The following is a 12,325-nucleotide window of genomic DNA, read 5'->3' as shown; positions in this document are numbered from 1 at the left end:
GGGGGCACCGGCGCCTCGGCACTGCCGAAGGGGTGGGAGCCCCGGACCGCACGGCGCCCGACCATCGACGATCGCTCAGCGAGCAGCGGGCTGGCCGTCCGGCTCGTGGGTCGGGGCCGCGGACACGCGAGCGAGGTGGAGCGCCTGCACCCCAGGGCGGTCGTCCACGGTCGTGACGACGTTCAGACCCAGGTCCTGGCTGCCGCCGACGCGGCGGTAGCGCAGCTGCAGCTGCTGGCGCCAGGCGCCAGCGCGCTCGATGGTGCGCTCCCCGCTCTTTTGCACGCGGGCGCCCTTGGCGCTCAACTCGCCCATCGCCTTCTGGAACTCCTGCTGCACGGCCGGCCCGACCGCGCCCTCGGCCCACACGGTGCAACGGCCACCGGACATCACCACCAGGTAAAGCTTGAACGTGGGGTCGGGCAGCGCAAACACGGAGCCGGCCTGTCCGTCGAGCAGCGTCTGCGCTTCGGGCGCACCGGCATCGCGCGGTTCGTACCCGGCCGACAGCGCCCAGTCGGTCGCCCCGGTCAGCTCGCCCTCGGTGAGCACGCAGCCCTGCACGAAGGCCTTTGCAATGCTCTGCGCCGCCGCCGAGTTGACCTCCGCAGCCGGTGCCAGCGGCACCACCTCGATCTTGGGTGAGGTCACGGCGCCGGTCTGGGCCTGCGGCAGGGGCGGCTGCGCCGGTGCGGGTGCTGATGCCGGCGCAGGTGCCGCGGCTTGCGCCTGGGCCACGCTGCTCATCAACGCTGCCACCGCCGCCAGCCCGACCCTCGCCAGGAGGGCCAGCGTCATTCGTCTTTGCACCCGCATCTTGCTTGCTCCTTGTCGCGGCTCTCGCCCTTGGAAATCAAAACGCCCGCCGCGTCACCGCAGGCGGGCGCTGTATTTCTTATACGGTCATGCCATTGCCGGCGTCAAAGCCGCTCGGCCACCCAGCCCTGCACCGAGGCGAGCGCAGTGCCGAGTGCCGACGGGTCGGTGCCCCCGGCCATCGCCAGGTCAGGCTTGCCGCCGCCCTTGCCGCCCACCTGCTGGGCCACGAAGTTGACCAGCTCGCCGGCCTTGACCTTGGCCGTGCTGTCGCTCGTGACACCGGCGGCCAGTTGCACCTTGCCGCCGTCGACGGCCGCCAGCACGATGGCGGCGCTCTTGAGCTTGTCCTTGAGCTTGTCCATCGTGTCGCGCAAGGCTTTGGCGTCGGCGCCTTCGAGCATCGCCGCCAGCACCTTCAGGCCCTTCACGTCGACCGCCTTGGCCAGCAGTTCGTCGCCTTGCGACGAAGCCAGCTTGCCCTTCAGCGCAGCCACTTCCTTCTCGAGGTTGCGCACCTGGTCGAGCACCTGCGCGATGCGCTGGGTCACTTCGGTCGGCGTGGCCTTGAGCGTGCCCGCGGCCTGCTGCACCGTCGCTTCGAGCGACTGCAGATAGGCCAGCGCGTTCTCGCCGGTCACCGCCTCGACCCGCCGAATGCCCGCTGCCACACCGCCTTCCGAGACGATCTTGAACAAGCCGATGTCGCCGGTGCGGCTGACATGGGTGCCGCCGCACAGCTCGCGGCTGGTGCCGATGTCGAGCACGCGCACCTGATCGCCGTATTTCTCGCCGAACAGCATCATCGCGCCCAGCTTCTGGGCCTCGTCGATCGGCATCACGCGGGCGTTGGTCGGGTGATTCGCCAGGATCTCGGCATTCACCAGCGCCTCTACACGGCGGATCTGCTCGTCGGTCATCGGCGCGTTGTGCGCGAAGTCGAAACGGGTGCGCTCGGCGTTCACCAGCGAGCCCTTTTGCTGCACATGGCCTCCCAGCACTTCGCGCAAGGCCTTGTGCATCAAATGGGTCGCGCTGTGGTTGCGCACGGTGCGGGCGCGCTTCTCGGCGTCGACCCGGGCACTCACCACGTCGCCCACCTTGACCTGGCCTTCCATCACACGCCCGTGGTGGCCGAACACATCGGCCTGGATCTTCAGCGTGTCTTCGACGACGAAGCGGCTGGTGTTGTTGCGCAGCTCGCCGGTGTCGCCCACCTGCCCGCCCGACTCGGCGTAGAACGGCGTGTGGTCGAGCACCACCACGGCGTCGTCACCGGCGGTGGCGGCTTGCACCGGCGTGCCGTCGACATACACCGCGGTGACCGTGGCCGTTTCGTGCAGCAGCACTTCGTAGCCGTGGAAGGTAGTGGCCGAGCCGGTGTATTCGAGGCCCTGCGCCATCTTGAACTTGCCGGCCGCCCGGGCCTGCTCGCGCTGGCGGTTCATCGCGGTCTCGAAGCCGGCGGCATCCACCGTCACGCCGCGCTCGCGGCAGACGTCGGCGGTCAGGTCGAGCGGGAAGCCGTAGGTGTCGTGCAGCTTGAACGCGGTCTCACCATCCAGCTCGGTCTTGCCGGCCTTGCCCGTCGTGGCCAGCGCCGACTCCAGGATTTCCATCCCGTTGGCGATGGTCTGGAAGAAGCGTTCTTCTTCCTGCTTCAGCACCTCGGTGATGCGCGCTTCGTTCTGGCGCAGCTCGGGATAGGCCTCGCCCATCTCCTGCACCAGCGCCGCCACCAGCTTGTGGAAGAAGGGGGTCCGGGCGCCCAGCTTGTAGCCGTGGCGGATCGCCCGGCGGCAGATGCGGCGCAGCACATAACCGCGCCCTTCGTTGCCGGGAATGACACCGTCGCACACGGTGAACGAGCAGGCACGGATGTGGTCGGCGATCACCTTGAGCGACGGGCTGTCGGCGTCGTAGCCGGCGGCACCCGAGCCGTCGACGGCCTTGCGCGCAGCCGCGAGCAGGTTCACGAACAGGTCGATCTCGTAGTTGGAGTGCACCCCCTGCAGCACCGCGGTGACGCGCTCCAGCCCCATGCCGGTGTCCACGCTCGGCTTGGGCAGCTTGTGCATCACGCCCGCCTCGTCGCGGTTGAACTGCATGAACACGTTGTTCCAGATCTCGATGTAGCGGTCGCCGTCTTCATCGGGCGACCCCGGCGGGCCGCCGGCCACGTCGGGGCCGTGGTCGTAGAAGATCTCGGTGCACGGGCCGCAGGGGCCGGTGTCGCCCATCATCCAGAAGTTGTCGGACGCATAACGGGCGCCCTTGTTGTCGCCGATGCGCACGATGCGCTCGGCCGGCACGCCGACCTGCTTGTGCCAGATGTCGTAGGCCTCGTCGTCTTCGGCGTACACCGTCACCCACAGCTTCTCGGGCGGCAGCATGAAGTGCTGCGTCAGCAGCTCCCAGGCATAGCGGATGGCGTCCTGCTTGAAGTAGTCGCCGAAGCTGAAGTTGCCCAGCATCTCGAAGAAGGTGTGGTGGCGCGCCGTGTAGCCCACGTTCTCGAGGTCGTTGTGCTTGCCGCCGGCGCGGATGCACTTCTGCGCGGTGGTCGCGCGGCTATACGGCCGCTTGTCGAAGCCCAGGAACACGTCCTTGAACTGGTTCATCCCCGCGTTGGTGAACAGCAGCGTCGGGTCGTCGCCAGGCACCACCGGGCTGGAGGCGACGATCTGGTGGCCCTTCGACTCGAAGAACTTCAGAAACTTGGAGCGAATCTCGGCGGCTTTCATCCGGGGTCTTTCTGGCTGGCGTGGGCCGGCCCCGGCAGCCTCGCGGCAGGGGCGGACCACGCGTAAATGCTTGATCTGGCGAAGCTTTCGATTATAGGCGGGGGGGCCGCACTCGGACGCTGCCACCGGCCACGCGCGGCGCGCCGTCGCCACGCGCCTGCACACATCCGGCACCCGTCTTATGATCGTCGGCACCCCGGGGCGCCGGGCCCGCGCACCCCCACCCGCTGCCGCCCCACCGTCATCCGCTCGCCGGCCTGCGCGCCGGCGCCAGAAGGAAGAGCAGCACGATGGACATGCCCACCTCCCCCCTCGCCAGCCTGAAAGACGCGAGCCTGCTGAAGACCGACGCACTGGTCGCCGGCGCCTGGCTCACAGGCGCCAGCCGTTTCGACGTCGTCGACCCTGCGACCGGCCGCAAACTGGCGGACGTCGCGAACCTGGGGCCGACCGAAACCGAGCAGGCCATCGCCGCGGCCGCCGAGGCGTGGCCCGCCTGGCGGGCCGCCACCGCCAAGGCGCGCGCGGCCGTGTTGATCAAGTGGTTCCAACTGCTGCTGCAGCATGCCGACGACCTGGCCCGCATCATGACCGCCGAGCAGGGCAAGCCGTTGGCCGAGGCCAAGGGCGAAGTGGTGTACGCCGCGAGCTTCATCGAATGGTTTGCCGAGGAGGCCAAGCGCGTCTACGGCGAAACCATCCCCACCACCGACCCGAACAAGCGTTACCTGGTGATCCGGCAGGCGATCGGCGTCTGTGCCGCGATCACACCGTGGAACTTCCCGATCGCGATGATCACGCGCAAGGTCGCCCCCGCGCTGGCCGCCGGCTGCCCGGTCGTCATCAAGCCGGCAGAGCAGACGCCGCTGTCGGCGCTGGCCGTCGCCGAACTGGGCCTGCGCGCCGGCATTCCGCCCGGCGTGCTGAACGTGATCACCGCCGACGGCGACCGCTCCATCGAGGTGGGCCGGGTGCTGTGCGACAGCGACACGGTCCGGCACTTGTCGTTCACCGGCTCGACCGAAGTCGGCCGCATCCTGATGCAGCAGTGTGCGCCGACGATCAAGAAGCTGTCGCTGGAGCTGGGCGGCAACGCGCCCTTCATCGTGTTCGACGACGCCGACCTCGACAGTGCCGTCGAGGGCGCGATCCAGAGCAAATACCGCAACGCCGGCCAGACCTGCGTCTGCGCCAACCGGCTGTACGCACAAGACAGTGTCTATGACACTTTCGTCGCGAAGTTGACCGCCAAGGTCCAGGCGCTCAAGGTCGGCAACGGTTTCGAGGCCGGCGTCAACCAGGGCCCGCTGATCGACGACCACGCCGTGGGCAAGGTCGAGCGCCACGTGGCCGACGCGCTCGACAAAGGCGCGCGGCTGCTGACGGGCGGCAAGCGGCTCGAAGGTCGCTTCTTCGAGCCCACCGTGCTGGCCGACGTGACCCCGGCGATGCTGTGCTCGCGCGAGGAAACCTTCGGCCCGCTGGCGCCGGTGATCCGCTTCAAGACCGAGGAAGAGGCGATCGCGCTCGCCAACAACACCGAATACGGCCTGGCGAGCTACTTCTTCAGCCGCGACATCGGGCGCATCTTCCGCGTCGGCGAAGCGTTGGAGTACGGCATGGTGGGTGTCAACACCGGGCTGATCGCCGTGGCCGAGGTGCCCTTCGGCGGCGTCAAGCAATCGGGCCTGGGCCGCGAAGGCTCGCGGCATGGCATCGACGACTATGTCGAACTGAAGTACCTGTGCCTGGGGGATTTGAACCGCTGAGGCGCTCCGGGCCGTAAGGTCGAGGGCCGGCGTCGCGAGGCGGCGGCAGCGCCGCCGGGTTCCGGCGCGGTGCTCAGTTGATTGCCGCGGACGCGAAGGCCCTCTTGTACACAGGCGGCACCACGGGCCGCACTTTCGGCAAGGCTGCGGGTGCGGTCGCGGGCGGCACCTCGCGCGGCAGCGTCACCTTGCACAGCAGGCCGGCCGGCACCTTCTGGCCAGGGTTGGGCAGGGTCAACCGCACACGGAAGGTGTTGCTGGCCGGGTCCATCACCCGGTCGATGCCGGCGACGTCGGCCGTCACCGGCGCGGCGCCGGGCAACTCGGGGTACACCATCACCTTGTCGCCGGCCGCCACTTCGCGGTAACGGGAAGCCGGCAGCACCAGTTCGACGCGCAGCGGGTCGAGCACCGCCAGGCGCAGCAGCGGCCGCTCGGTGACACGCTCGCCGGGTTGGACGTAACGCTCCACCACAACACCTTTGACGGGGCTGCTGACGGTGCGTTGACGGAGTTCGGCAGCGGCGGCGTCACGTTCGTGTTGCCACGCGGCACGGCGCGCGAGGGCACGGCCGACCTGGCGCTGTGCCGCCTCGTGATCGGCACGCGCCTGCGCCAGCGCCTCCGCGCCGATGAAATCTTGTGAGGCCAGATGGCGCAGCCGCTTCAGCGTCTGGCCGGCCTGCTCGGCCTCGGATCGAGCCGCGCGCAGCTCCTCATCGAGCTGGCGCGCCGACACGGTCGGCGCTGCCGGGGCCCGCAGCCGCTCGGCTCGCAGCACCGCCAGCGCTTGCCCGGCGGCCACACCGTCGCCCCGGTCCACCGTGATGCGCTCGACCACACTGCCCTGGGGCGCGGCCAGTTCAACGATGCGATCAGCCTCGATCCGGCACGCCGCGGGCGGCGTGGCATCGGCGCCTGCCGCTGCGAACGGCAAGCCAGCCGCGAACATGGCGAGCAGCAGCCGCCGCAAGCTCGGCACACCGTGAGGTGCGGCGCACGGCCCCCGGCGAAAGAAAATCGTCATCGCCATTCCAGGTCTCGCTCCAGCAGGTGCAGTAGATCGCGCCGGCCGTCTTCGCTTGCGCGCTGCGGCCTGTCAGGCCGTGCCACCACACCGCGACGGCCCTGTGCGGCAAAGCATACCGCCCTGTTATCGACCTTCGGGGGCCGAACTTGCGGCACAAATCCACGGCGCCCCGCGCTTCCGCGGTCGAGGCGCCGCCCAGCGAGACGTCTTTCACACCCGCTCCTACACCCCGTCGGGTACGCCAAAGCCGAGCAGTTGTGCCACCGCGGCGTAAGGGAAACACCACCTTCGCTCAAGCATGGCGCCGCACTGCCGTTATTGCGCATGTACCGAGGCGATCCGGACCCGACTCCAGAAGCTCCTGCGCTGTCCGGCGAACGCGTTGACACGACGGGCTTCGGCCACGCGCGCAACGCGCGCCTTCCAACACGTCACGACAAGAGAGACTCCATGAATTTTCTGCAACGCCTGTCGGTGGCCGGCAAACTCAGCTTCGGCTTTGCCAGTGTGCTGGTGGTGATGGCCCTGATCACCGCCTTTTCGATCGCCCAACTCGGCCGCTTGAAGAGCCAGGCGGCCCAGGTGGCCGAAGTCCGGCTGACCGGCGTGCGCGATGCGCTGCTGATGGCGGAGTCGGCCAGCCGTTACCGCAGCCTGGAGTTCCGCCTGCTGCTGGTGCCGGCCGAGCGCCGCAAGGAAGTGGCGGCCCTGCTGGCCGACAGCGCGAAGCAATTCGAGCAGAACCGCGCCGCCTACGAAGGCGCTATCGCGGCCGAGGACGAGCGCGCGCTCTATGCCGCCGCCATCGCGAAGTACGCCGAATACGAAACGACCGCCAAGCAGGTGCATGACAAGCTGGACGCCGGCCACGCCGACGAAGCCCAGGCCCTCGCGGCCGGTCTAGGTGCCGACAAGTTCGTGGCCTTGCGCGATGCCCTGATGACGCTGGTGAAGTACAACGACGAGCACGCCACCAAAGACACAAAATTGGGCGATGCGATCTATGCCGAAGGGCGCAACCTCATCCTCGGCGCGCTGCTGCTGGGCGTCGTCGTGGCCAGCTTGCAGTGCTGGCGACTGACCCGCGCCGTGACGCGCCCCCTCCACCAGGCCGTGGCCGTCGCGAAGGCGGTGTCGGAGGGCGACCTGACGCAGCGCCTCGAAGTCACCGGCCGGGACGAACTGGCCCAGCTGACCCGCGCCTTGAGCGACATGAGCGAAAAGCTGCGCGGTGTGGTGACCGAGGTGCGCTCGGGCGTCGAGTCGGTGAGCACCGCCTCGGCCGAGATCGCGACCGGCAACCAGGACCTTTCGTCGCGCACCGAACAGACCGCCTCCAACCTGCAGGAGACCGCCTCCAGCATGGAGCAACTGACCAGCACGGTCGGCCAATCGGCCGACACCGCACGCCAGGCCAACCAACTGGCCCGCGCCGCAGCCCAGGCCGCCGAGCGTGGCGGCCAGGTGGTCGAGCAAGTGGTCGGCAACATGCAGCAGATCAACGAGTCGTCGCGCAAGATCGCCGACATCATCAGCGTGATCGACGGCATCGCCTTCCAGACCAACATCCTCGCGCTGAACGCCGCCGTCGAAGCGGCGCGCGCCGGCGAACAAGGCCGCGGCTTCGCGGTGGTGGCCGGTGAAGTGCGCACGTTGGCCCAGCGCTCGGCGCAGGCCTCGCGCGAGATCAAGAGCCTGATCCACGCTTCGGTCGAGCGTGTCGAAAGCGGCGCGCAGCTGGTGCAGAACGCCGGCCAGAGCATGGACGAGATCGTCGCCTCGGTGGGCCGCATGGCCGACATGATGGGCGAGATCACGTCGGCCGCCGACGAGCAGCGCGACGGCATCGGCCAGGTCAACAGCGCCGTCAGCAACCTCGACCAGATGACGCAGCAGAACGCGGCGCTGGTCGAGCAATCGGCCGCGGCAGCGTCGTCACTGCAGGAACAGGCGCGCCGCCTCGCGGTGGCGGTCGGGGTGTTCCGCACCGCCGCCTGACCACGGGGGGACACCGGCCGCCTCGGGTCCGGTGTCCGTCCTTGCCACGCCCAAGCCGGCGTAGCGCGGCCCGCTACAGCATCTCCTCCGGCGCGAACGGCGTCAGCAGCAGCAGCATCAGGCGCAGCCACCGGCTCGCCTCGGGTTCGCTGAAATGCTCTTCGCGATCCTCGGGCGCCTCCTTGGTCCATTTGAGGCGGTCGCCCTCGGCCAGGCCCAGGCGGTAGCTGCTGTGCAGCGTGACCTCGTCATAGATCCGCGCCAGCTGCTCCGCCAGCGCCGGGCTGCGCAGCACCAGGCCGATCTCGCTGTTGAGGTTGGCCGAACGCGGGTCCATGTTCATCGACCCGACCAACACGGTGCGCCGGTCGATCACCATCGCCTTGACGTGCAGGCTGGCGCGTGACGAGCCGAAGGCGCCGAGCTTTTTGCTGCGCGGCACGCCCAGCTTGGGCTGCAATTCGTGCAGTTCGACACCCTGGCGCAGCAGCGCCTCCCGGTAGCGCGAGTAGCCGATGTGCACGGCCGGCGCGTCGGTGGCGGCCAGCGAGTTGGTCAACACCCGCAGGCGCACGCCCCGCTCGCGCAAGGCCTCGGTGAGCTTGATGCCGCGCTCGCCGGGGACGTAATAAGGCGAGATGACGATGATCTCGCGCTGGGCCTCGGCCATCAGCGCGATGACGTCGTCGGTCATCGTTTGCTCCAGCTCCGGGTCGCCTTCGCTGACGATTTTTCCCGGCTTGTCGGCGATCACCGTGGCGGGCACCCAGGTGAGCGCCAGCCCGCCTGCGCGCAGTTCGTCGCGCAGCGCGGTGTTGCGTTCGGGCTCCGGTGTGCCGGGCGGCGCGACCAAGGCCAGGCTGCCCTCGGGGGGCGACAGGGTGCGGTCGACCAACACCTCCACCGGATAGGCCAGCCGGCTGTTCCAGAACTCGTCGAACGAGGCCGACAGCTGCCGCACCACCGGGCCGGCGGCCAGCACGTCGAGGTCGAGGAAGTTGCTGGTGGGGCTGCGCACGTAGTACGGATCGCCGAGATTGCGGCCACCGGTGACGGCCACCGCGTTGTCGGCCACGAACATCTTGCTGTGCATGCGGTGGTTGATGCGCGTGACATCGGTGAGCGAGCCGAACACCCTGGTCACCATCGAAAAGCGGCCGACGGGAAAGGGATTGAACAGCCGCACCTCGATGTTGGGGTGTTCGGCCAGGTGCAGCAGGTTGTGGTCTTCGCCGGCGGTGTGCACGTCGTCGAGGAGAAAGCGCACCCGGACACCGCGGTCGGCCGCAGCGGTCACGTGTTTCAGGATGGCGCGGGTCGACTCGTCGTTGTGGATCAGGTAGTACTGCAGGTCGAGCGTCTTCTCGGCGTGGTCGGCCAGGTCGATCAGCGCGCCGAGGGCGTCTTCACCCGAGACCAGCAAGCGAAAGCCGGACAGTCGAGGGTGCACTGCGGTGGTGGCGGCCAGGCGGCCAAGCGTCGTCTCGCGGTATTGGGGCAGGGCCTGCGTGGCGGGGGGCTCGCCCCGCGGCGGCAAGCCGGCGCAGCCCGACAGCAGCAAGACCGCGAGGGCCAGCGCCAGCACCGCCCAGGCGCTCCGTCGGCCTGTAGCGCGGGAAAGCCAGGGCCAGCCGGCGGCCGGCAACAAAGGCAATGCGGTTCGCATGGTTGCCGTTGTAGCCGAAGTGGCCAAAACGCGCTGGGAGCCGTGAAAGTATTACCAATGTGTAAGCGCTACCCGACGGAGGTCGGTGGCGCAGGGACCGCGGGCCGGGGCGGCCCGCCCTCACCGATCCGTGCGCGTCACGGCCGCCAGCTCCCACACCCCGGTGGCGTCCTCCCGCCGCAGCACGTACTGGCCGTCGGCCGTGTCGACCTTCCACCAGCGATGCTCCCGGCCGTACCAACGGTCCAGTACCGCGAGCACTGGCAGTTCGCGTTGGCCGAACCAGACCACCTGCGGATCGTCTTCACCGTGCTCGCCCGGCGCGCACTGCACCCGGATGTCCATGCTGAGCCTCCGACAGGAATGAAGAACGACCCCCCATTGTCGGAGAGGCCGAGGCGTCAGGTGCGGCCCACCGCCCCGCTGACGACCCACCGGGCCACTTCTGCAATGGCGGCGTTCTGCTGCGCGGCGGGCGCGCGGCATTCGGTCAGGTAGACCGACAAGGCGATCGCCTCCCCGGCCGGGGACCAGAAAACGCCGACGTCGTTCGCCGTGCCGTTCGCCGTGCCGGTCTTGTCCGCCAGCTGCCAGCGGGGGGGCAGGTTCGCGCGCAAGCGCGTGCCGCTGGTCTGGGTGGCGAGCATCCAGCGCGTCAACTGGTCGCGCGAGGCGGTCGAGAGGGCAGTGCCCAGCAGCAAGCGCCGCAGATCGGACGTCATCGCCGCGGGGGTGGTGGTGTCACGCTCGTCGCCGGGGGGCACGTGGTTCAGCGCCGGCTCGGTGCGGTCGAGCCGGGTCACGTTGTCGCCCAGGGAGCGCAGGTAGCGCGTCAGCGCCGCGGGCCCGCCGAAGGTGTCCAGGATGAGGTTGGCGGCCGCGTTGTCGCTGACGGTGATGGTGGCCTCGCACAACTGGGCCAGCGTCATGCCGCCGGCCACATGCTGGCTCGTCACGGGCGAATGGTCGATCAGAACGTTGGACCCGTACCCGATACGTCGATCGAGCCGCTCCATACCGGCGTCCACACGGCTCAGCAGGTAGGCGGCGGCCAGCCATTTGAAGGTGCTGCACATCGGAAAGCGCTCGTCGGCGCGGTACCCGGCGGACACGCCCGTGCTCGTGCTGAGCAAGGCCACACCCAGGCGCCCGCCCACCTCGGCCTCCAAGGCCTTGCATTGCGCTTCGAAGCCTGGTGTCGACCGGAAAGCGCCGGCGCAGCCCGACAGCACAGCGCCTGCGGTCGCCACCATGAACCCTCGTCTGTTCGTCGTCGTCATCGTCAACAAATCCTTTGCAGTTGGAAAACAGGCGCGACGATAGGGCCAGGCGGGCGCTGGAGCAAACGGAGATTTCAACGGGCAGCCCTCAGAAAAACTTAGGGCCGTGGATGCCAGAATCGCCGCCATGCAACTGCCGCTCAACGCCTTGCGCGCCTTCGAGGTGTCGGCGCGTCACTTGAGTTTCACGCGCGCCGCCATTGAACTGCGCGTGACCCAGACCGCCGTCAGCCAGCAGGTGAAAAACCTGGAAGACCGGCTCGGGGTCGCGCTGTTCCGACGACTGCCGCGCGGCCTGGCGCTCACGGCCGAAGGCCAGGCCTTGCTGCCGGTGCTGGCCGACGGGTTCGGCCGCATTGCGGGCGTGCTGCAGCAGTTCCAGGGCGGGCGTTTTCGCGAGACGCTCAACGTGGCGGCGGTCGGCACCTTTGCGGTCGGCTGGTTGATGCCGCGGCTGGACAGCTTTCGGCGCGACCATCCCTTCATCGACCTGCGCTTGTTCACCAACAACAACCGCGTCGACATCGCCGGCGAAGGCCTGGATTTCGCAATCCGTTTCGGCGACGGCGCCTGGCATGGCACGCAGGCCGAGCCGCTGCTGGAGGCACCGCTGTCGCCGGTGTGCACACCGGCTGTGGCGACGCGGCTGCGCACGCCGGCCGACCTGGAACACGAAACACTGCTGCGGTCTTATCGTGCCGATGAATGGACCCGCTGGTTCGCGGCGGCCGGTGTGCCCGGGCCGCCCCTGCTGCGCGGCCCGGTGTTCGACTCGTCGCTGACGATGGCCGAGGCCGCGGGGCTGGGCGCCGGCGTGGCACTGCTGCCGGTGACGCTGTTCACCCGCGAGTTGAGCGGCGGACGTCTGGTGCGGCCGTTCGAGATCGAGGTGTCGACCGGGCGCTATTGGCTGACGTGGCTGAAGTCGAAGCGGCAGACGCCGGCGATGCGGAGTTTTCGGGCCTGGTTGGTGGGAGAGGTGGTGGGTCGGTGAGCCAGCGCCGCGCGGCGGCGCGAAAGTG

At 69.0% G+C, this 12,325-nt stretch carries 9 protein-coding genes; 3 read left to right on the top strand and 6 right to left on the bottom strand.

What is annotated here, in order from left to right; genetic code table 11:
- Window positions 1-75: 75 nt before the first annotated feature.
- Both AAW51_RS08415 and alaS read right to left on the bottom strand, forming a co-directional pair.
- Complete coding sequence (locus tag AAW51_RS08415; RefSeq protein ID WP_047194239.1) at window positions 76-798, bottom strand: NMCC_0638 family (lipo)protein; 723 nt, start codon at window positions 796-798, stop codon at window positions 76-78.
- 122 nt (window positions 799-920) lie between these two features.
- Window positions 921-3,560 (bottom strand): alanine--tRNA ligase, encoded by a 2,640-nt coding sequence (alaS, locus tag AAW51_RS08410; protein ID WP_047194238.1) that lies wholly within the window; start codon window positions 3,558-3,560, stop codon window positions 921-923.
- Between the two features lie 290 nt (window positions 3,561-3,850).
- Between alaS and AAW51_RS08405 the strand changes: the two genes are divergently transcribed.
- Window positions 3,851-5,329: an NAD-dependent succinate-semialdehyde dehydrogenase gene (locus AAW51_RS08405; RefSeq protein WP_047194237.1), complete on the top strand. Its 1,479-nt coding sequence runs from the start codon at window positions 3,851-3,853 to the stop codon at window positions 5,327-5,329.
- A 73-nt stretch (window positions 5,330-5,402) separates the two neighbouring features.
- Here AAW51_RS08405 and AAW51_RS08400 read toward each other — a convergent pair whose 3' ends face one another.
- A complete protein-coding gene (locus AAW51_RS08400) occupies window positions 5,403-6,356 on the bottom strand; it encodes an efflux RND transporter periplasmic adaptor subunit (protein ID WP_169787998.1) in 954 nt (317 codons plus the stop codon).
- A 453-nt stretch (window positions 6,357-6,809) separates the two neighbouring features.
- Between AAW51_RS08400 and AAW51_RS08395 the strand changes: the two genes are divergently transcribed.
- Window positions 6,810-8,357, top strand: a complete 1,548-nt coding sequence (locus AAW51_RS08395; protein ID WP_047194235.1) for a methyl-accepting chemotaxis protein — start codon at window positions 6,810-6,812, stop codon at window positions 8,355-8,357.
- A gap of 73 nt (window positions 8,358-8,430) precedes the next feature.
- On the opposite strand, the gene AAW51_RS08390 is transcribed toward AAW51_RS08395, so the two are convergent.
- From AAW51_RS08390 to bla, 3 genes are all read right to left on the bottom strand, one after another.
- Window positions 8,431-9,942 (bottom strand): phospholipase D-like domain-containing protein, encoded by a 1,512-nt coding sequence (locus tag AAW51_RS08390; RefSeq protein ID WP_053013434.1) that lies wholly within the window; start codon window positions 9,940-9,942, stop codon window positions 8,431-8,433.
- Between the two features lie 201 nt (window positions 9,943-10,143).
- The gene (locus AAW51_RS08385) at window positions 10,144-10,368 is read right to left on the bottom strand and encodes a hypothetical protein (RefSeq protein WP_047194234.1); all 225 of its coding nucleotides are present in this window, start codon (window positions 10,366-10,368) and stop codon (window positions 10,144-10,146) included.
- 56 nt (window positions 10,369-10,424) lie between these two features.
- Window positions 10,425-11,276: a class A beta-lactamase gene (bla, locus tag AAW51_RS08380; RefSeq protein WP_238947798.1), complete on the bottom strand. Its 852-nt coding sequence runs from the start codon at window positions 11,274-11,276 to the stop codon at window positions 10,425-10,427.
- Between the two features lie 154 nt (window positions 11,277-11,430).
- On the opposite strand from bla, the gene AAW51_RS08375 reads away from it, so the two are divergent.
- Window positions 11,431-12,297 (top strand): LysR family transcriptional regulator, encoded by an 867-nt coding sequence (locus AAW51_RS08375; protein WP_047194233.1) that lies wholly within the window; start codon window positions 11,431-11,433, stop codon window positions 12,295-12,297.
- Window positions 12,298-12,325 lie beyond the last annotated feature (28 nt).

It is taken from the genome of Caldimonas brevitalea (assembly GCF_001017435.1).
Classification (GTDB): domain Bacteria; phylum Pseudomonadota; class Gammaproteobacteria; order Burkholderiales; family Burkholderiaceae_C; genus Caldimonas; species Caldimonas brevitalea.
Note: the sequence above shows the minus strand (reverse complement) of the source record. Positions and strands in the feature narration are given on the sequence as shown.